The sequence below is a fragment of the Pseudomonas sp. GL-B-26 genome (assembly GCF_019947405.1).
Classification (GTDB): Bacteria; Pseudomonadota; Gammaproteobacteria; order Pseudomonadales; family Pseudomonadaceae; genus Aquipseudomonas.
Genome location: NZ_JAGYGJ010000039.1, coordinates 1 through 19456 on the forward strand (window position 1 = coordinate 1; position 19456 = coordinate 19456).

Below are 19456 nucleotides of genomic sequence, written 5' to 3' on the forward strand. Positions count from 1 at the left end.
CTTACCCAATGTTGGCCAGAAGCCGTTGAAGGCTTCCTCGAACAGGCCTCATACATAGATGCAACCGGGTAGCAGTGTTCAAAAAGCAGGTTGAACGTGGGGGCGAGTCCATACATAGCAGCTGGCGAAGCCTGCGTTCGGCTGCGCAGCAGTCGTAAAATCAGACGATGCGGTGTTTCAGACAAACCTCGCACTCAGGTTTTACGACTGCTGCGCAGCCGAACGCAGCCTTCGGCAGCTGCTACAAAGAATGCGTCGCGGCTGAAATTGTTTAAGTGAACAGCATTACGAACCAGTCGGGGCTTTTCCTTTCTCAGCCTTGCATCAGGCCTCGGTAGCGCAACCAATCATCAGAAAATGTTGATCGGGTAATCCACGAACACACGCACTTCGTTACCGCTGGAGTTGTACTCACTCGATTTCTGCGAGACACGCAGGATCGAGCTGCGCAGTTTCACGCTCAGGTCTTTGGCCGGGCCGCTTTGGACGACGTACTTGAACTGGTTGAAGATTTCGCGCTCGGTACCGCCTTCGCTGGTGGAGGTGGTGATGTTGTCGCCGCGCACGTAGGCGAAGTTATAGCTCAAGCCTGGAACACCGAAGGTGCTGAAGTCGAGGCCGTAGCCCAGCTGCCAGCTGCGTTCGTCTTCGGCGTTGAAGTCGGACCAGTACGAGTTCGCCAGGTAGATGGTGTTGCCGCCGTCGCCGACGCGACCTTGATCTTTCTGGTAGCCGCCGTAGGCGTAGCCCAGGTTGCTGTCGCCGGTGCTGCGCTGGTGGGCGAGCGTGAACGAGTGCGCGCCGGTGGCGAATGTGGCGGCCAGGCTCCAGATTTTGTTGTCGTCGCCGGTGGCACCGCTGTCGCGGACGTAGGAATCGTCCAGCTTGGTGCGGTAGCCGTTGAAGTCCAGGGTCAGGGACTGATCCTTGTCGATCGGGAACACGTAGTTGGCGTTCACGTATTGCTTCTTCAGCACGTCTTCGACGTCGGAGGCGTACAGCGCAGCCTTGAACTGTTCGGTGAACTGGTAACTACCGCCCAACACGTTGATCGACTTCAGGCCGCCGCTGTCACGGCCTTCAGCGCTTTTGCGCGATTCAGCGGTGAAGCGACCGGCGTTCAGCTCCAGGCCTTTGATCTCCCTGGAGGTGATCAGCGTGCCGGTGTAGCTTTCCGGCAGCAGACGCCCGTTGTCGTAGCTCAACACCGGCAGTACCGGCATCTGGTCGCCGTAAGTCAGAACGGTGCTGGACAGGCGGAATTTTACCGCGCCACCGGCTTTGGCCAGATCGCCGGCCGGGTTACCGCTGTCGCCTTCCTTGAAGAAGTCGATGCCTTGGCCGCCGCTATGGCTACCACGGTCCAGACGCAAGCCGTACAGACCGAAGGCATCAACGCCTACGCCGACGGTACCTTGGGTGAAGCCCGAGGTGTAGGTGCCGATGGCAGCCTGACCCCATTCACGCTGATCGTCGTTGCCGTCTTTTTTGTCGCGATTGATGTAGGCATTGCGCAGCAGCACTTTGAGGCTGCTGTCTTCAACAAAACCCTTGGATTCGGCCTGGTCGTTAGCCATGACCTGTGTAGCGCTCAACATCCCCAGAGCGATCAGGCTGATTCGCTTGTTCAACATTTTGTTCTTTTCCTTATGACCGTTGATACGCGCTGTGTCGAACGGCTGAAACGGCGCTATCGCACTCTTTTTTCACCCGAAACAAAAAGGCCCGCGCACGAAGAAATCGTGGCGGGCCTTTTTGTTATTTTATGGGTCATGGCGGTTAGCCACAGGCGTGGGGCGAATCCTAGCCGCGCCCTTAACGATGTGTCAATTTCATGAATCGTCTGTAAATAGGCGAAAAACGTCTAAGAAATCACTTGCCGCCGTCAATCGGCGCAGCCGTTCAGGCCACAGGCTTGAAGCTCCGATGATGACGCTTGTGCAGGAAGCGACTGACTCAGCCATGCCACGAAGGCTTGCGGCTTGCCGAGCCACGGGCTGATATCGATCAGGGTAAATTGGCCGTTGTGTTCCAGGGCGAAGGTCGGGAAACCCTGGCCGCCGACTTCGGCCAGGAATGTTCGACTGTCCTTGATGTGGCGATCGGTTTCAGCTGCTTTGAAAGCAGCCTGGAACGCTTGAGGTTCCAGACCGATGTCTATCGCGAGTTCTAACAACACAGCTTCATCGGCAATGCGTCGACCTTCCTCGTAGTGAGCACTCTGCAAACGTCCCAGTAACTCCAGTCCGCGACCGGCGATCTGCTCGGCTGCCAGCACCGCGGCAATCGGCGGTGCGGAATCGAAAACCGCCGTCTCATCGCGCAGCAATACTTCGAAATACGCCTCGCCAAACGGCTGACCGGTGTACTCGGCAATGCGACGGTCGTGGGGTATCACGTAGTTGCGCAGTTGTGGCGAGACGGTCTGGCGATTGGCGCCGGTCATCATGCCGCCGCCGTGGGCGATCACTGGCAACACAGCCTGGGCGGCTTGCACCAGCGGTTTTGCGCCGTAGCACCAGCCGCACAACGGGTCATAAATGTAGTGAAGGATCATGGGAAGACTCCGGCAAAAGCGTAGGAAAACGAGATGCCGGCAGATTAGTCCTCAGCCCGTTTCTGAAAAACGCTGGAATGGCTTTCAGTCTGTTTCATGAATCGGTCGAATGGCCTCACGGCCCACTGTAGCCATCTCGACACAATTCGAAATAATCAAACAGCGAAACCTTTCAAGAATAATTAACAGAAGTAAATAGCAAGCATTACCATTCGCACCCTCGAATTACTCCACCCTTCCGGATGCGCTTCAGATGCCTGCCCCCTTTCGCCTCACGCCCGTCACCCTTGGGCTTTCTGCATTTCTCTCTGCCGGTTTTGCCTGCGCCGCCACCACCGTTTTACCCGAGACGTCGATCAGCGCCGAAGCTGAAGCCGATGACCCGCGTGTGAAGGAAACCAGCACCGCGACCCGCACCGCCACGCCGGTGCGCTACGTTCCACAAGCCATCGACTCGATCAAAACCGCGAACGTCGTGGATTATGGCACCAACGATCTGGGCACCGCGCTGAGCGGCATCCCCAACGTCAGCAGCGGCGCCGACACGCGCTTCGACAGCCTGCGCATCCGCGGTTTCGACGCCAGCAACGACTTCTATCTCGACGGCATCCGTGACGACAGCCAATACGTGCGCGATTTGCACAACATCGAACGCATCGAAGTCCTCAAAGGCCCGGCCGCTGTTTTGTATGGCCGTGGCAGTCAGGGCGGGATCGTCAATCGGGTCAGCAAACTGCCTGAATTCGGTCGCCGCTCGACCCTCGAGGCCCAGGGCGGCAGCGATGATTTGCGCAGCCTCTACGCCGACCTCAGCACCGACCCGAGCGAGAACATCAACCTGCGCCTGAACATGGGCAACATGGATCAAAACAGCTTCCGCGATGGCGTGAGCGGCAATCGCCAACTGTTCGCTCCGTCGATGAGCTGGCAACTGACGCCGGACCTGAACTGGCTGGTGCAGTACGAATACAGCCGCTACAACCGTACGCCGGATCGCGGTATCCCCGGTGTAAACGGACGCCCGGCGGACGTAGGACGGGATACGACCTACGGCAGCGAACACGATTTCATCGACGACAAGTCGCAATCCCTGCGCTCGAAACTCAGTTATGAGCTCAGCGACAACTGGCAACTGCGCCACACCCTGGGCGTGTTCAAGCTCAACAGCGATTTCGACAACACCTACCTGACTGGCTACACCCCGGCGACCAACAAGGTCACGCGCCAGCACTGGCAACAGGACCTGACCACCCGCAACGTCTACAACAACGTCGAACTGGAAGGCGGTTTCGACACGTTCGGCCTTGAGCATCGTTTGCTGACCGGCATCGAAATCGGCAGCCAGCGGCGCGACCCTACGTTGTACAACGCGGCCACCGGGCGCGGGACTCAGCCTGTACCGGCACTGGACCTGTACAACCCCGACCGCAATTTGCGCCATACCGGACGGATGCAAGTGTCCAGCAGCACTCACACCGAAGTCGAAAGCCGTGCGGTGTACGTGCAGGATCAACTGCGTCTGAACGATCAATGGCAACTGCTGGCCGGCTTGCGTTACGACACCTTCGACATCGAGTCGACCAACAAGCTGCGGGACATTTCCGAAGATCGCGACAGCCATAGCACCAGCCCGCGTGTAGGACTGGTGTGGACGCCGCTGCAGAATCATTCCTTCTACGCCTCCTGGACCAAGACTTTTTCCCCGGTCGGCGGTGGTTTGATCGGTATCACCCCAGGCGCCGCCGGCAATAGCAACGACCTGAGTCCCGAGCTGACCAAGCAAAAGGAAATCGGCGTGAAGAGCGACTGGCTCGATGACCGCCTGAGCACCACGTTGGCGATCTACGAACTGGAACTCTACAACCGCCGTACCAGCGATCCGAATGATCCGAGCGTGACCTTGCTCACTGGCGTGCAACGTTCCCGCGGGATCGAGCTGACCGGGACCGGCAAGATTGCTGGCAACTGGTACGTGCGCGGTGGCGTGGGTGTGCAGGACGCGACGGTCGAAAAGGACAACAACGGCTTTGAAGGCAAACGTATCAGCAACGTGGCCAAGCATAACGGCAGCCTGTTCCTGACCTGGAAACCGGAAATGGGCTGGTACGCCGAAACCGGTCTGACCCTGGTGGGCCAGCGTTATGCCGACAACCTCAATACCACCGTGCTGCCGGGTTACGGTCGTTGGGATGCATTGGCCGGGTTCCGGCAGAAGGATTGGGATTTGCGCGCGGCGCTGAACAACATCAGCGACAAGACCTACTACTCGTCGGCCACCAGTGCGGCGCAGATTCAGCCGGGTGAACCGCGCAGCGTGGTCGTGACTGGCACCTACAGTTTCTAAATTCACTGCGATCCAGTGTGGGAGCGGCGGTGCGACGATTCGACTTGCTCGCGAAGGCGATCGATCATTCAACATTAATGTCGACTGACACACCGCCTTCGCGAGCAAGCCCGCTCCCACACTTTTGATCTCCAGTGATCACAAAAACCTTCGCCCATAAAAAAGCGCCGCCATCCCGGCAGCGCTTTTACCAATCCGTTGTTTTTTCTTCTTATCCTTCCATCACATCCCACAACGCTTCCAGCTCCGCTTCGCTGAATAAACCAGCGGGGTAGCGTTCGATCATCATCCGGCGCGGATCAGGTTCTCTGATCTGACGCGTTCCATTGGACTTCAACCAGTGCGCCAGGACCTGGAGCGATTCGCTGTTTACTGCCAGGGGATGCAACGCCCGCTCGCTCACAACATTCATTTCGGCGTTCATTTCCGCGCTCTCTCCTGGTTTGTGAGCGGCTAACTTATCCAAGGTTTATGACAGAACATCGCAGTTCTCCCCCTCCCTGTTTACACCATGAGAGATACAAGAGCTGTGCCAAGGTTTCGCAACTGTCGACAAGTGGATACAAAAAAGCCCGCAGTCCTGATGGACTGCGGGCTCTCTACAAGACAGGAAGGCAAAACGCTTGCCGAATCGATTCTGCAATCAACTCAAGCTGTTACAACCTCACTCACTCCTTGTGCGGTGCTGGCTGTTGTTGGGTAAGGCAGTGGATGTTACCGCCTCCCAGTAACAGTTCGCGGCCGGGCACCATCACCACTTCGTGCTGCGGGAACAGTGCCTGCAAAATCTCTTTTGCCGGGCCATCCAGCGGGTCGTCAAAGCTCGGCGCGATGATGCCGCCGTTAACGATCAGAAAGTTCACGTAGGAACCGGCCAGACGCACGGTCGGATTACGTTCCTGAGTCCCGTCCACCGGGTCAACACCCGCGCACTCTTCTTCGGTCGCATACAGCGGCCCCGGAATCGGCATCTTGTGCACCGTGAATGGGCGACCCTTGGCGTCGGTGCTGCTTTCCAGCACTTTCATAGCCGCCTGGCAGCGCGGGTAGTTCGGGTTCTGCGGGTCATCGGTCCAGGCCAGCAACACTTCGCCCGGACGCACGTAGCAGCAGAAGTTATCCACATGGCCGTCGGTTTCATCGTTGAACAAACCGTCCGGCAGCCAGATGATTTTATCCACAGCCAGATTCGCACTGAGCACCGCTTCGATCTCTGCACGGTTCATGTGCGGATTGCGATTGCGGTTAAGCAGGCACTCTTCGGTGGTGATCAGCGTGCCTTCGCCATCGACGTGGATCGAACCGCCTTCGAGCACAAAGCCCTCGGTGCGGTAGCGTTGACTGCGCTCGATCTCGAGGATCTTGCCGCCCACCTGCGAGTCGCGATTCCACGGCGAATACAGCCCCCCGTCGAAACCGCCCCACGAGTTGAAGTCCCAGTTCACACCACGGACTTCGCCACGGTTATTGATGACAAACGTCGGGCCGGTGTCGCGAACCCAGGCGTCGTCGCTGGACATTTCCACCACACGAATATTCGGCACGTCCAGACGGGCACGGGCGTTTTCGTATTGGCCGGCGGAAACCGCCACGGTCACCGGTTCGAAACGTGCAATGGCTTTAGCCACCGCGACGTGCGCGGCTTGCGCCGGTTTGCCGCCCAGGCGCCAGTTGTCCGGGCGCTCGGGCCAGATCATCCAGGTCTGGGTTTGCGGCGCCCATTCGGCCGGCATGTAAAAGCCGTCGGCGCGCGGCGTGCTGTGCAAAGTGGTCATAGCGATCAGGACTCCAGGGATCCGTCGAGGGTCTTTAGTGTGCCATACAGGTTCGGGCGACGATCACGGAACGAACCCCAGGCGCTGCGGATGTGTTCCAGTTCGTCCAGGTCGAAGCTTTGAACCAGCACACCTTCTTCGGTTTCATTGAGCTCTTGAACCTTCTCGCCGAACTGGTTGGCAATGAACGACGAGCCGTAGAACGTAATGTCGTAGCCGTCCTGCTCTTCGTTGCCGATGCGGTTGCTGGCGATCAGCGGCATCAGGTTGGCGCCAGCATGGCCTTGTTGCACGCGTTGCCAGTGATCGCGGGATGAAATGGTCTTGTCGTGTGGCTCGCTGCCGATCGCGGTCGGGTAGAACAGGATTTCCGCGCCCAGCAACGCCATGCTGCGCGCGCATTCCGGGAACCACTGGTCCCAGCAGATGCCCACGCCGATTTTCGCGTAACGGGTGTTCCAGACTTTGAAGCCGGTATCGCCCGGATTGAAGTAGTACTTTTCGTGGTAGCCAGGGCCGTCCGGGATATGGCTTTTACGATAAATCCCGAGGTTGCTGCCGTCGGCATCGATGATCGCGATGCTGTTGAAACGCGCGCGGCCCGCCAGTTCGTAGAAGCTGATCGGCAAAACGACTTGCAGTTCTTTGGCAATTTTCTGGAAGTGCTTGATGGCGACGTTGTCTTCAACGGTCGTGGCCAGCTGCAGGTAATCCGGGTTCGGCTTCTGGCAGAAGTACGGAGCCTCGAACAGTTCCTGGATCAGGATGATCTGCGCGCCTTTCGCCGCGGCCTCACGGACCAGCCGCTCAGCGGTCTCGATGTTGGCTTCAAGATCCCAGGAACAGGCCATCTGGGTGGCGGCGACGGTAACGATACGGCTCATGAATCATCTCCGGGGCAATTGCTTGAGGGTCGAGTGTGGCATCGACCAATGACAGAAATGGGAAGCTCCGGGTGTGGTGAGCCCACACCGGGGCAGTGGCGACTTTATAACCGATAAAAATCGGCTTTTAAAGCGACAAATACTCCACCCGTCTAAATTAACTCAATTAACCCAGATAATAATCGAACTTCAACGCTATCCCTGTGGGAGCGGGCTTGCTCGCGAAAGCGTCAGATCAGTCGACATCGATGTTGATGAGCGACCGCTTTCGCGAGCAAGCCCGCTCCCACAGGGGATGGGTGTTTACAGACCTTCTGCGAGAACCTTCGACAGCATATCCACGAAGAAATCCACGCTCTGACGCGAGGTCACCATCGGCGGTTTGATCTTGAGGATGTTCAGGTAATCGCCGGTCGGCTGCATGAAGATCCCCAGTTCGCGCAACCGATCACACAGCGCCGTGGTTTCTTCGGTCGCCGGTTCCAGGGTTTCGCGATTGCGGATCAACTCGACGCCCAGATAGAAACCGGAACCATGCACCGCGCCCATCAGCGGATGAATATCGATCAGCGCTTCAAGCCGTTCCTTGAAATACCCACCCACGACCTGAGCATTTTCCCAGAGCTTTTCTTCCTCCATCACATCCAGCACTGCCATGCCGATCTGGCAACTGACCGGGCTGCCGCCGGCCGACGAGAAGAAGTAACCCTCGGCTTCCAGCGCTTCGGCGATTTCCCGACGGGTGATCACCGCGCCCAACGGCTGGCCGTTGCCCATGCCTTTGGCCATGGTGATGATGTCCGGCACCACGCCTTGCTCTTCGAAGCCCCAGAAAAAGTTGCCCATGCGGCCGTAACCGACCTGCACTTCGTCGGCGATGCAGACACCGCCCTGGGCACGAACCAGCGCATAAACCTGCTTCAAATACCCTGGCGGCAGCGAGATACCGCCGGCATTGCCGTACACCGGCTCGCAGATGAAACCGGCCAGCTGACGCTTCTGCTCGGCAATTTTCGCCAGGTTGTGTTCGACGCTGCGCACGTAGTCCGGCGCGCTATCCGGTCCACGGAATTCGCCGCGATAGGTGTTCGGCGCGGTAACCGGATGCACCCAGTCCGGACGGCTGCTCAAGGCCTTCGGGTTGTCGGCAATCGAGGTCGAGACCGCGTCCGCGCCCACTGTCCAACCGTGATAGGCCTCCAGCACGCTGAGCATGTCGCGACCGCCGCTGTAGGCCCATGCCAGGCGGATTGCCAGGTCATTGGCCTCGCTACCACTGTTGACCAGAAACACTCGGTCCATGGAATCCGGCGACAGTTTCAGCAAACGCTCGGAGAACTCGGCAATCGCCGCGTAGTTGAAGCGCGAGTTGGTGTTGAGCAGCGACCACTGACGGCTGGCGACAGCAGCCATGCGCGGATGACCGTGGCCCAACACCGCGACGTTGTTGAGCATGTCGAGGTAGGAGCGACCCTGCATGTCGATCAAGTGATTGCGCCAGCCACGTTCGATGCGCGGCGGGTCGACGTAATAGTGCTTCTGGGTACGGGCGAAACTGGCGTCACGACGCGCCAGCAACGTCTGCGAATCGAGTTCTTCTTCGGCGTCACAGGCCAATCCCAGCAGCACCGCCGGTGACGGGCACAACGCTTGCCAGGCAGCCGCGCGGGACGGCGTGCAAAACAACGGCGCCGTGAACGAAGCGCCCCGGCACAACTGCACAATCAACGGCCCGCTGACGGAACCCAGCACCTGGCCTTTGACCAGCGCTGCGCCCGTGTGCAGCGACGGAGTCACGCCCCACAGGCGCACGCTCAATTGCGGGCCATCCAGTTGCAGCACGCCTGCCGCCGTCTGATGCAGCACCCCGGCAAATGGTGACTCGACCACCGTGCCGCGGGGCACTCGTAATTCGACGTGCAATGGGCAAGTGTCGGGTTCAGTGGCGCTGTCCGGTCGGGTGCGGGACAAGCGATATTGCCCATAACGACTGGCTGCCAGACCATGAGCCGCAGCAGCTTCGGTCAACAGACGTTGATCGATCCCCTCCTGCTCCCAGTTGCCGGCCTCAAAATGCGGACTGAGCACGCCCAGATCGATCAATGCAAACTCACGCCCCACCAAGCTCGGCAGCAGCGGCGCGAAGCCTTCGCTACCGATGCTCGGCAGACTCTGGCCGACCGAGGTAAGGATCGCCGCTTCCATCAACGCCAACGGCACCGATGTGGCGACACGGAAAATCTCCCATTCGTGGGTAAGATTGTCGCGGCTGTATTCATTGCCCGGATCAATGTTGACCTGCTGTTCGCCGCTGAGCACCAACACCGCCGCACGGGCGACGATCAGCGGCCAGAGCGCCAGTAGCTCTTCATGCGTGAGCGGATTGACAGCGTGATAGGCCTGGACCGCCGGCAAAATGTAGAAAGGATCGCCATCGGCGTGGTGCAGCAGCGCCGCACACGTCACCGACAGATCAGTGATGCGCCAGGTACGGACCAGGTCGCCGAAATCGATCACACCCTGCAATTGCCACTGGCGTTGCGAATCTCGCTGCCACACCACGTTGTCGTCGGTGATATCCATGTGAATGGCTTGCACCGGCAGCTTATCCACTAGCGGCTGCAAATGACGCTCGGCCTGTTCAGCCGCATCGGCAATCAGCCGGCGTTGCAGGTCGTCGTTGATGACCGGCAGCAAATGCGCGATCAGCGCGTTGGCGTGGCGGGCGTCCCATTGAAGGGTGCGCTCGAGGCCCGGATGGTCGAAGCCGGCCAGGGCCAGGTCCATTTCACCGCAGAGCCGACCGAAACCGGCCACCACTGAACCGGGCAGATGATCCAGGTGTGTGAGCGACCGGCCTTCGATGTAATCGAGCAGGCGCACATGCACCGGTTGGCCGCCGACTTCCAGGGAGAGAAGGTCTGCACCGTTTTTAGCGGGAATCACTCGCGGCACATGCACATCAGGGTGTTCACCCAAATGCTTGAGCCCGGCGTGCTGGGCGTGCAGCTCCTGCGCCGAGTAATCGCCACGGCAGATTTTCAGGACAAAACGCCCCTCGTCGCTGTCAACCAGATAGTTAAGATCCTGCTGGCTACCAAGGGCCTGCAACCTTCCACTCAGCCCGTAATGTCCCTTCAACAGCTCAAGCGCTTGCACCGCAGACACTTGCGGGCTGGGCAAACTGGCGCGATGAATCAACGTGGCGAGCGGCATACAACGACCCCTGAAGTTTTATTAGGCGCTTATATCGCCACTGCTTGGGGCGATACGCAACCCCCCTTCAAGCCTGCAACCTCTCTATTGAACTTTCCTAATCTCGGATTGCCTTCCACTGGGGGAAACAAGCTACATCGGCTGCACGAAAAGAATGCGCCCGGCAGATGATCAACGTAGCCTTCCTGACAAGGCCTTTTTTCATCGTGGATAATGAAATTTTATTCACGTCAATGAAAACGGACGGACAGTGCCTATAGTCCAAGCACTGGTACTTCGGCGAAGCGAATGTAGCGAACGATGGCTCGGATTAAGACCATTGGAGATACAAAACCTTCAGCACCTGAATCACGGCCCACTCGCGCCCGCCGCCACTTTGCGCAAGAATGACGCCCATCAACGCCAATTGCTGGAGAAAGACCATGAAAGTAGTCACCACCGATCTGCCCGGTGTTCTGATCATCGAACCCAAGGTATTTGGTGACGAGCGCGGTTTCTTCTATGAAAGCTTCAATGCCAAGGCTTTCAAAGAAATGACTGGCCTGGAGACGAATTTCGTTCAAGACAATCATTCCCGCTCGCAAAAAGGCGTATTGCGTGGCCTGCATTACCAACTGGAAAACACTCAGGGCAAATTGGTTCGCGTCACAGCCGGTGAAGTACTCGACGTGGTGGTGGACATTCGCCGCAGTTCGCCACATTTCGGCAAGTGGGTGGCCGTGCGTCTGTCCGCCGAGAACCATCGTCAAATGTGGGTCCCGGAGGGTTTCGCCCACGGTTTCGTGGTGCTGAGCGAGTTCGCCGAATTCCTCTACAAAACCACCGACTACTACACCCCGTCCGCCGAGCGCAGCATTCGCTGGGACGATCCGGACCTGGCCATCGATTGGCAACTGGATGAAGCACCGCAACTGTCCGGCAAAGATCAGGCTGCCGCGTTCTTCAAGGACGCTGAAGTCTTTTCCTGAAACACCGTCTGAATCTTCGCCGCACAGGCGTACCTGACCCACGGCGCGCAGACTGCGCCCGCAAGCCTAGGCATAATGCGCCTGTACCCACAGGCGCTCGATGCTCATGACTCCAACCCTCCCCCGCAGACCCCGCTGGCGCAGCCTGGCCCTGCTCGCACTGTGCCTTGCGCCGTTGCTGTGGCCGCTGGAGCATCTGGCCGAGCGTTACTACCGCAGCGAGCTGGCCGGGCAGAACCGTCAGACGCTCGACCTTTACGTCGCCAACCTGCTGGGCACCCTGCACCGTTATGAAGTGTTGCCGCAGATCCTCGGCGATCTGCCAGCCCTGCGAGCCGTCCTCGGCGCGCCCGACGATGGCGTCACCCAGGGCAACGCCAACCGTTTATTGAAAAACATCAGCGCCCAGACCGGCGCCGAAGTCATGTATCTGATGGACACCACGGGCAAGACCCTGGCCGCGTCCAATTGGGACAAACACGACAGTTTCGTCGGGCGTAATTTTTCTTTCCGGCCGTACTTCAGCGAAGCCATGGCCGGGCGACTTGGGCGTTTTTTCGGTTTGGGCACGACCTCGGCCAAGCGCGGCTATTTCTTCGCCGCCGCCGTGCGTAACGGCGAAAAGATCATCGGCGTGCTGGTGGTCAAGGTTGACCTGGACCACACCGAAAGCCTCTGGGGCAAAACCCCGGAACAACTGCTGCTGACCGACCATAACGGCGTGGTCATTCTCACGTCGCGGCCCGAGTGGCGATTCCGCTCGACCCGCCCGTTGGGCGAAGAGGAACGCAAGGCTATTACTGCGATTCAACCTTATCCGACCCGTGATCCCAAACCATTGCGGCTCAACCCCAACGCCTGGCTGACACAAACCCAGCCCATCGCAGAAACCGGTTGGAACGTCAGCATCCTCGCCCCACGCACTTTGATCGATCGCCCGGTACGCACGGTCGTCGCCATCGGCGGCGCGACGTTGTTGGTGTTGATGTTGCTGCTGGGTCTGATGATGCAGCGACGCCGTCATTACCTCGAACGAATCGCCTTCGAAGCCAAGGCCCGTCGCGAACTGGAAGGTCGGGTAGCCGAGCGGACCAGCGACCTCGAAGGCCTCAACCGTCGATTGAAACAGGAAGTGCTGGAGCGCGAACAGGCCCAGCAAGAGCTGGTTCGCGCTCAGGATGATCTGGTGCAGGCCGGCAAACTGTCGGCCCTTGGCACCATGTCGGCGAGCATCAGCCACGAACTCAATCAACCGCTGGCGGCGATCCGCAGCTACGCAGAAAACGCCGAAGTACTGCTCGATCATCAGCGCACCGATGATGCGCGCGGCAACCTCAAGCTGATCAGCGAACTGACCGGGCGCATGGCCTCGATCATCGCCCACCTGCGCGCCTTCGCCCGGCGCGATCGCCACGCCCCGGAAAGCGTCGCCCTGCAACCGGCGCTGGACGATGCGCTGGCGCTGCTGGCCAAGCGTCGACGCAGCATGGAGGTCGAGCTGATCCGCGACTTGCCGGCCGCCACCCTGTGGGTCGAGGCCGGGGAAACCCGTCTGCGTCAGGTGCTCGGCAATCTGCTGGCCAACGCCCTGGACGCCCTGACGGAAAAAGGCCCGCCGCGTAAGCTCTGGTTGAGTGCCCAATCCACTGCCGACGGCGTCAATCTGTACATTCGCGACAATGGCCCCGGGTTCTGCCTGGAGGCACTTGGCCGCGCCAGCGAGCCCTTCTACACCACCAAGACCCGCACTCAGGGGCTTGGGTTAGGGCTGGCGATTTGCGAAACCCTGATGCGCGCCTTCGGTGGTGAACTGTCGTTCTCCAACCACAAGGAAGGTGGCGCCCTGATTACCCTGAAGCTGCGTGCAGGCGCACCGGGTGTGAGCCTGCAACCGTCCGAGGACCGAAGTGCATGACCATCGACAACCGCATCCAGGTCGTGCTGATCGACGACGATCCGCACCTGCGTCAGGCCCTGGGCCAGACCCTGGACCTCGCCGGCCTGAAAATCCTGCCACTGGCCGAAGCCAAGGGCCTGGCCGCACAACTGGAGCGCGACTGGCCCGGCGTGGTGGTCAGTGACATCCGCATGCCGGGCATGGACGGTCTTGAACTGCTGACTGAACTGCATGCCCAGGACCCGGAACTGCCGGTGCTGCTGATCACCGGTCACGGCGATGTGCCGCTGGCGGTGCAGGCCATGCGCGCCGGGGCTTATGACTTTCTGGAAAAACCCTTCGCCAGCGACGCCCTGCTCGACAGTGTGCGCCGCGCCCTGGCCCTGCGCCGGCTGGTGCTGGACAACCGCAGCCTGCGTCTGGCCCTGAGCGATCGCAATGAACTGAGCACCCGATTGGTCGGGCAATCGGCGCCGATGCTGCGCCTGCGCGAGCAGATCGGTGCATTGGCGGCGACCAAGGCCGATGTGCTGATCCTTGGCGAAACCGGCGCTGGCAAAGAAGTTGTCGCACGTGCATTGCACGATCTGTCTAGCCGTCGTAACGGTCCGTTCGTGGCGATCAATGCCGGCGCCCTGGCCGAGTCGGTGGTAGAAAGCGAACTGTTCGGTCACGAGCCCGGCGCCTTTACCGGCGCGCAAAAGCGCCGCATCGGCAAGTTCGAATTCGCCAATGGCGGCACGTTGTTTCTTGATGAAATCGAAAGCATGAGCCTGGACGTGCAGGTGAAATTGCTGCGCTTGCTGCAAGAGCGGGTGGTCGAGCGCTTGGGCGGTAATCAGCTGATCCCGTTGGACATCCGCATCATCGCCGCAACCAAGGAAGACCTGCGTCAATCCGCCGATCAGGGCCGCTTCCGTGCCGACTTGTATTACCGTCTGAACGTCGCACCGCTACGTATTCCGCCGCTGCGTGAGCGCGGCGAAGATGCGCTGATGCTGTTCCAGCATTTCGCCGATGAAGCCAGCGCTCGTCACGGTCTGCCACCCCACGAGTTGCAACCGGGCCAACGCGCGCTGCTGCTGCGCCACACTTGGCCGGGTAACGTGCGGGAATTGCAGAACGCCGCCGAACGCTTTGCCTTGGGCCTGGAACTGGCATTGGACAATAACGCAGCGGATGGCGCTGTCGGCATGACGGTCGACGTGGTCAGCGGCGGTCTCAGCGAACAAGTGGAAAACTTCGAGAAGAGCTTGATCGCCGCCGAACTGGCACGCTCTCACAGCTCGGTGCGCAGCCTCGCCGAAGCTCTTGGCATCCCACGCAAGACCTTGCACGACAAACTGCGCAAGCACGGGCTGAACTTCGCCGACAGTGGCAGCAGCCACACCGACGAACCCGATTGAGCTACCGTCAAAACATCATCTTCAAAAAAGAGATCCGTGCATGAGCCGCGACAGCCGTCATCTGGAATCAGTCCTCCATCGCGACATTCCCCTTACGCGGGACATGGGCCTCAAAGTACTCGATTGGCACGACCAGCAACTGCGTTTGCACTTGCCGCTGGAGGCCAACGTCAATCATAAAAGCACGATGTTTGGCGGCAGCCTGTATTGCGGCGCGGTGCTGGCCGGTTGGGGTTGGCTGCATTTGCGTTTGCGTGAAGAAGGGGTTGAAGGCGGGCACATCGTGATTCAGGAAGGACAGATCAGCTATCCGCTGCCGGTGACCATGGACGCGACAGCGATTTGCCATGCGCCGAGTGCAGCGGTGTGGAAGAAGTTTTTGGCGATGTATAAGCGATATGGACGGGCGCGGTTGACACTGCATTCCCGGATCGTAAATACGGACAGTGATGACGATGCGGTGAAGTTTACGGGGCAGTACGTACTCCACCGCTAAAGCAAAAGATCGCAACCTCGTTTCACTCGACAGCTCCTACAGAGAAACGCGTCCCCCTGTAGCAGCTGTCGAGTGAAACGAGGCTGCGATCTTTTGATCTTTACGCCCGCGCCAACGCCAACAGTTTTTCCCGCCACGCAGCCTTCGCCGGCAGCGCCAGGAAAAACGCATTCAACAACGATTCCCGCGCCGGATAACTAAACGGCGCACCGCTTAAATCCAGCACCTCACCGCCAGCCCCTTCCAGCACGCCTTGCGCCGCCGCCGTGTCCCACTGCGAAGTCGGCGCCAAGCGCGGATAACAATCCGCCGCCCCTTCCGCCAACAAACAGAACTTCAGCGAACTGCCGATATTGGCCAATTGCAGTTCACCCAGACTGTCGCTCAACCCGGCCAGCAGGCGCTCCTGCTCAGGACTCGAATGCCGACGACTGGCAACCACCGTAAACGCCTCACCTGCGGCTGGCACGTCGCGAACCTGAATCGGCGAAGGCGCCGCGTCTTTATCGCCACGCCACGCCCCCAGCCCCGCACCACCGACGTAGAAGCGCCCGTTGGTCGGCATCGACACCACGCCAAACACCACACGCCCCTGCTCGATCAGCGCGATGTTGACGGTAAATTCTTCGCTGCCAGAGATGAATTCCTTGGTCCCGTCCAGCGGGTCCACCAGCCACCAACGCTGCCACCCAGCGCGCACGCTCTGGGGAATGTTGGCGTCTTCTTCGGACAGCACCGGGATGCTCGGGTCCAGCGCCGTCAACCCGGCCAGGATCACATGGTGAGCAGCCATGTCGGCGGCCGTCACCGGGGAATCATCGGATTTTGCAGTCACGGCGACGTTGGCACGCCAGAACGGCAAAATCGCTGCACCGGCTTTCAGCGCCAGTTCAACAACAGGCGCCATCAACGGATGGGGGAAAATCATGGCTGGAACACTCCACGCTGAGTCAGTAGATCACGGGCCAGATAAAGCGCTGCCAATGCACGACCCTCAGTGAATCGCGGGTTCTGGGCCAGGGCCGACAACTCTCGCAGGTTGATTTTGTCCACGCCCATCGGCTCGGGCTCATCGCCTTCAAGGCTTTCTTCATACAGATCGGTGGCCAACACCACCTGGATCTTCTGGCTCATGTAACCGGGCGACAACGACAACTCAGTCAGATGCTCCAGTTGCCGCGCGCCATACCCGGCCTCTTCCTTGAGCTCCCGCTCGGCCGCCGCCAGCACGTCCTCGCCCGGCTCGATCAAGCCTTTGGGCAAGGACAGCTCATATTCATCGGTGCCGCCGCAATACTCTTCAACCAGCACCGCGTGGTCCGCATCCAGCATCGCCACAATCATCACCGCGCCATAACCGGCGCCCTTGCCCACCAGTCGCTCATACGTGCGCTCCACGCCATTGGAAAAGCGCAACTTCAGCTCTTCGACGCAGAACAAACGGCTGGTGGCGACGATCTCGCGGGCGAGGATGGTGGGTTTCTGGCGCATGAAAAGCTCCTTGGCGTGAACGCGTTACTATACCCGGCCTATCCTGATTGTTTACCTCGGATATCTTTTTACCGCTGGAGAAGTTTTTTATGTCCCTGCTGCCCTGGCGCGACATCGACACCGTTCTGCTGGATATGGACGGCACGCTGCTGGACCTGCACTACGACAACCATTTCTGGATGGAGCACCTGCCCCAGCGTTACGCCGAATTGCACGGGGTGAGCCGGGCCATGGCCGAGATGGAATTGCAGCCGTTGTTCGAACGCAACGCCGGCCAGTTGCAGTGGTATTGCCTGGATTTCTGGAGCGCCGAGCTCAAACTGCCAGTGCGCGAACTGAAACTGGAAACCGCGCACCTGATCGCCTTGAGACCGGATGCGGACACCTTTTTGGCCGCCATCAAACAGGCGGGCAAGCGCGTGGTGCTGATCACCAATGCACACCGTGATTCGCTGTCATTGAAACTGGAAAGAATCGAACTGGCGCCGTACTTCGAGCGGTTGATCAGCTCGCATGATTACGGTTTCGCCAAGGAAAACCCACAGTTCTGGGATGCCTTGCAGGCGGACATCGGCTTTGATCCGGCACGCAGTCTGTTTATCGACGATACGTTGCCGATCCTGCGCAGCGCGCGGAATTTTGGGGTGGCGCATCTGTTGGCCGTGAGTGAGCCGGACAGCCGTAAAGGGCCGAAGGACACGGCCGAGTTTGCGGCGGTGGGGGATTATCGGGAGTTGATTGCAGGCCTTTGAGACCGAGGTGCCTGCTTCGCGAGCAAGTCGAATCGTCGCACCGCCGCTCCCACACGGATCTGCGTCGTACACAAATGATGTGTTCACTGGAGATCAAATGTGGGAGCGGCGGTGCGACGATTCGACTTGCTCGCGAAGGCCATCACACGGTCTTAAGGGTTATTCAGGAATACGCAACGACTGCCCCGGATAGATCTTGTCCGGGTGAGACAGCATCGGCTTGTTGGCCTCGAAGATTTTGTTGTACTTGTTGGCGTCGCCATACTCAGCCTTGGCAATCGCGCTGAGGGTGTCGCCCTTTTTCACGGTGACGAACCGCGCGGCCTGAGCAACCGGACCCGTTACGGTGATCTGGTCATCCACGCTACCGACACCGGCAATATTGCCCACCGCCAGCAGGATTTTTTCCTTCTCTTCCTGACTGCCGACTTCGCCGGTCACGGTGACTTTGTCGCCCTCCACCGTCGCCTGCACATTCGGGTTACCCAGGCCGACCTTGCTGATGTGTTCCTTCAACTGCTCGCTGGCATTTGCGTTGCCTGGCGTCAGCAGATCGATAAGTTTTTCACCTGCTTCTTTCACAAAGCTAAAAATACTCATGGTGCGCTCTCCTTGGGTTTTGGGTTCCAGACGCAAAAGCCTAGACCAAGGCTGTCACTTGCGGTTCCAACCCGACCAATGACGCCGCTTCCCCCCAAGCGCTAGAATCCGCACCTTCCCGCGCCCTGGAGCGAAGATGGACATCAAGCAACTGAAATTCCTCATCGCCCTCGACGAAACCCGGCATTTCGGCCAGGCCGCTGCGCGTTGTCACATCACCCAGCCGACCCTGTCCATGCGCCTGCGCAGCCTCGAAGAAGAACTCGAGCTGCCGCTGGTCAATCGCGGGCAGCGCTTCGAAAGTTTCACCGCACCGGGTGAGCGGGTGCTGGCGTGGGCGCGCACCGTGCTGGCGGCCTACGACGGCTTGCAGGCCGAAGCGGCTGCCTGTCGCGGCAATCTGGTCGGTACGTTGCGTCTGGGCGTGGTGCCGCTGTCGAGCTTCGATCCGCTGCCATTGATGCAACGCTTGCACGCCGAACACCCGAACCTGCGCTTCGAACTCTCGGCCCTGAGCTCTGAACAGATCCTGGAACAACTGGCAAACAATCGCCTGGACCTCGGCGTTTCGTACCTGGAGCGACTGGACGGCGAACGCTTCGACTCCCTGGCGTTCAGCGAAACCCGCATGGGCCTGCTCTACGATCAGCGCTTCTTCAGTTTCGGCGAAGCGCCGCTGAGTTGGGAGTCGCTGATCGAACTGCCGCTGGGCATGCTCACCAGCGGCATGCATTTTCGGCAGTCCATCGACCACAATTTCCACAGTCGCGGCCTCACCCCGCAGCCGTTGCTGCAGACCGATGCCGTCCACCAATTGTTACAAGCCGTGCACGGCGGATTCTGCTGCGCCGTGATGCCGCTGGACGGAGGCCTGGAAAAACTCACCGATCATTTGCGCCTGCACCCCATCGAAAATGCCCAGACCCTCGCCCGGCTGGGCCTGATCATGCGACGCAGCGCCCCGCGTTCGGCGCTCGCGGAAGCCTGTTTCGCAATTCTTCAGCAATCGCTGCCGAGCTCTTGATCGACGCCATCTATCGGTAGATCAGTATTAGCGATTAGACGCGACA

The 19456-nt window shown here is 59.6% G+C and carries 16 protein-coding genes; 7 read left to right on the plus strand and 9 right to left on the minus strand.

Features of this window, described 5'->3' with window-relative positions; translation table 11 throughout:
• Nucleotides 1-350 precede the first annotated feature (350 nt).
• Together KGB23_RS22195 and KGB23_RS22200 are read right to left on the minus strand one after the other, a co-directional pair.
• Complete coding sequence (locus tag KGB23_RS22195) at nucleotides 351-1634, minus strand: OprD family porin (RefSeq protein ID WP_223432598.1); 1284 nt, start codon at nucleotides 1632-1634, stop codon at nucleotides 351-353.
• A gap of 251 nt (nucleotides 1635-1885) precedes the next feature.
• Nucleotides 1886-2557, minus strand: a complete 672-nt coding sequence (locus tag KGB23_RS22200; protein ID WP_223432599.1) for a DsbA family protein — start codon at nucleotides 2555-2557, stop codon at nucleotides 1886-1888.
• Nucleotides 2558-2810: 253 nt separating this feature from the next.
• Between KGB23_RS22200 and KGB23_RS22205 the strand changes: the two genes are divergently transcribed.
• Nucleotides 2811-4901 (plus strand): TonB-dependent receptor, encoded by a 2091-nt coding sequence (locus tag KGB23_RS22205; RefSeq protein ID WP_223432600.1) that lies wholly within the window; start codon nucleotides 2811-2813, stop codon nucleotides 4899-4901.
• A gap of 211 nt (nucleotides 4902-5112) precedes the next feature.
• Here the strand turns inward: KGB23_RS22205 and KGB23_RS22210 are convergent, their stop codons facing one another.
• From KGB23_RS22210 to KGB23_RS22225, 4 genes are all read right to left on the minus strand, one after another.
• Complete coding sequence (locus tag KGB23_RS22210) at nucleotides 5113-5325, minus strand: hypothetical protein (protein WP_046045525.1); 213 nt, start codon at nucleotides 5323-5325, stop codon at nucleotides 5113-5115.
• Nucleotides 5326-5569: 244 nt separating this feature from the next.
• On the minus strand, nucleotides 5570-6676 hold the full coding sequence (gene aguA / locus KGB23_RS22215; RefSeq protein WP_223432601.1) for an agmatine deiminase: 1107 nt from the start codon (nucleotides 6674-6676) through the stop codon (nucleotides 5570-5572).
• Between the two features lie 5 nt (nucleotides 6677-6681).
• Nucleotides 6682-7560 carry an N-carbamoylputrescine amidase gene (gene aguB, locus KGB23_RS22220; protein ID WP_223432602.1) on the minus strand — a complete coding sequence of 293 codons (879 nt, stop codon included), beginning with the start codon at nucleotides 7558-7560 and terminating at the stop codon, nucleotides 6682-6684.
• A gap of 303 nt (nucleotides 7561-7863) precedes the next feature.
• The gene (locus KGB23_RS22225; protein WP_223432603.1) at nucleotides 7864-10776 is read right to left on the minus strand and encodes an aminotransferase; all 2913 of its coding nucleotides are present in this window, start codon (nucleotides 10774-10776) and stop codon (nucleotides 7864-7866) included.
• Nucleotides 10777-11198: 422 nt separating this feature from the next.
• Here KGB23_RS22225 and rfbC point away from each other — a divergent pair, with 422 nt between their 5' ends.
• From rfbC to KGB23_RS22245, 4 genes are all read left to right on the plus strand, one after another.
• On the plus strand, nucleotides 11199-11744 hold the full coding sequence (rfbC, locus tag KGB23_RS22230) for a dTDP-4-dehydrorhamnose 3,5-epimerase (protein ID WP_223432604.1): 546 nt from the start codon (nucleotides 11199-11201) through the stop codon (nucleotides 11742-11744).
• Nucleotides 11745-11850: 106 nt separating this feature from the next.
• Complete coding sequence (locus tag KGB23_RS22235; RefSeq protein WP_223432605.1) at nucleotides 11851-13659, plus strand: ATP-binding protein; 1809 nt, start codon at nucleotides 11851-11853, stop codon at nucleotides 13657-13659.
• Nucleotides 13656-15047, plus strand: a complete 1392-nt coding sequence (locus KGB23_RS22240) for a sigma-54-dependent transcriptional regulator (RefSeq protein ID WP_223432606.1) — start codon at nucleotides 13656-13658, stop codon at nucleotides 15045-15047. The genes KGB23_RS22235 and KGB23_RS22240 overlap by 4 nt, the downstream gene beginning before the upstream one ends.
• 40 nt (nucleotides 15048-15087) lie before the next feature.
• Nucleotides 15088-15543, plus strand: coding sequence for a thioesterase domain-containing protein (locus KGB23_RS22245; protein ID WP_223432607.1), 456 nt, complete (start codon nucleotides 15088-15090; stop codon nucleotides 15541-15543).
• Nucleotides 15544-15643: 100 nt separating this feature from the next.
• Here the strand turns inward: KGB23_RS22245 and cysQ are convergent, their stop codons facing one another.
• On the minus strand, nucleotides 15644-16471 hold the full coding sequence (gene cysQ, locus KGB23_RS22250) for a 3'(2'),5'-bisphosphate nucleotidase CysQ (protein WP_223432608.1): 828 nt from the start codon (nucleotides 16469-16471) through the stop codon (nucleotides 15644-15646).
• Nucleotides 16468-17034, minus strand: a complete 567-nt coding sequence (nudE, locus tag KGB23_RS22255; protein WP_033058385.1) for an ADP compounds hydrolase NudE — start codon at nucleotides 17032-17034, stop codon at nucleotides 16468-16470. Before nudE ends, cysQ begins: the two co-directional genes overlap by 4 nt.
• A gap of 89 nt (nucleotides 17035-17123) precedes the next feature.
• Between nudE and yrfG the strand changes: the two genes are divergently transcribed.
• Complete coding sequence (gene yrfG, locus KGB23_RS22260; RefSeq protein WP_076029028.1) at nucleotides 17124-17786, plus strand: GMP/IMP nucleotidase; 663 nt, start codon at nucleotides 17124-17126, stop codon at nucleotides 17784-17786.
• Between the two features lie 159 nt (nucleotides 17787-17945).
• Here the strand turns inward: yrfG and lysM are convergent, their stop codons facing one another.
• A complete protein-coding gene (gene lysM, locus KGB23_RS22265; protein WP_223432609.1) occupies nucleotides 17946-18386 on the minus strand; it encodes a peptidoglycan-binding protein LysM in 441 nt (146 codons plus the stop codon).
• 136 nt (nucleotides 18387-18522) lie between these two features.
• Between lysM and KGB23_RS22270 the strand changes: the two genes are divergently transcribed.
• Nucleotides 18523-19410: a LysR family transcriptional regulator gene (locus KGB23_RS22270; RefSeq protein ID WP_223432610.1), complete on the plus strand. Its 888-nt coding sequence runs from the start codon at nucleotides 18523-18525 to the stop codon at nucleotides 19408-19410.
• Nucleotides 19411-19456: the final 46 nt, after the last annotated feature.

What these genes read in the sequence shown, in the direction of transcription:
- KGB23_RS22195 (WP_223432598.1), bottom strand. Translation starts at nt 1,634, where the DNA reads ATGTTGAACAAGCGAATCAGCCTGATCGCTCTGGGGATGTTGAGCGCT.
- KGB23_RS22200 (WP_223432599.1), bottom strand. Translation starts at nt 2,557, where the DNA reads ATGATCCTTCACTACATTTATGACCCGTTGTGCGGCTGGTGCTACGGC.
- KGB23_RS22205 (WP_223432600.1), top strand. Translation starts at nt 2,811, where the DNA reads ATGCCTGCCCCCTTTCGCCTCACGCCCGTCACCCTTGGGCTTTCTGCA.
- KGB23_RS22210 (WP_046045525.1), bottom strand. Translation starts at nt 5,325, where the DNA reads ATGAACGCCGAAATGAATGTTGTGAGCGAGCGGGCGTTGCATCCCCTG.
- aguA (WP_223432601.1), bottom strand. Translation starts at nt 6,676, where the DNA reads ATGACCACTTTGCACAGCACGCCGCGCGCCGACGGCTTTTACATGCCG.
- aguB (WP_223432602.1), bottom strand. Translation starts at nt 7,560, where the DNA reads ATGAGCCGTATCGTTACCGTCGCCGCCACCCAGATGGCCTGTTCCTGG.
- KGB23_RS22225 (WP_223432603.1), bottom strand. Translation starts at nt 10,776, where the DNA reads ATGCCGCTCGCCACGTTGATTCATCGCGCCAGTTTGCCCAGCCCGCAA.
- rfbC (WP_223432604.1), top strand. Translation starts at nt 11,199, where the DNA reads ATGAAAGTAGTCACCACCGATCTGCCCGGTGTTCTGATCATCGAACCC.
- KGB23_RS22235 (WP_223432605.1), top strand. Translation starts at nt 11,851, where the DNA reads ATGACTCCAACCCTCCCCCGCAGACCCCGCTGGCGCAGCCTGGCCCTG.
- KGB23_RS22240 (WP_223432606.1), top strand. Translation starts at nt 13,656, where the DNA reads ATGACCATCGACAACCGCATCCAGGTCGTGCTGATCGACGACGATCCG.
- KGB23_RS22245 (WP_223432607.1), top strand. Translation starts at nt 15,088, where the DNA reads ATGAGCCGCGACAGCCGTCATCTGGAATCAGTCCTCCATCGCGACATT.
- cysQ (WP_223432608.1), bottom strand. Translation starts at nt 16,471, where the DNA reads ATGATTTTCCCCCATCCGTTGATGGCGCCTGTTGTTGAACTGGCGCTG.
- nudE (WP_033058385.1), bottom strand. Translation starts at nt 17,034, where the DNA reads ATGCGCCAGAAACCCACCATCCTCGCCCGCGAGATCGTCGCCACCAGC.
- yrfG (WP_076029028.1), top strand. Translation starts at nt 17,124, where the DNA reads ATGTCCCTGCTGCCCTGGCGCGACATCGACACCGTTCTGCTGGATATG.
- lysM (WP_223432609.1), bottom strand. Translation starts at nt 18,386, where the DNA reads ATGAGTATTTTTAGCTTTGTGAAAGAAGCAGGTGAAAAACTTATCGAT.
- KGB23_RS22270 (WP_223432610.1), top strand. Translation starts at nt 18,523, where the DNA reads ATGGACATCAAGCAACTGAAATTCCTCATCGCCCTCGACGAAACCCGG.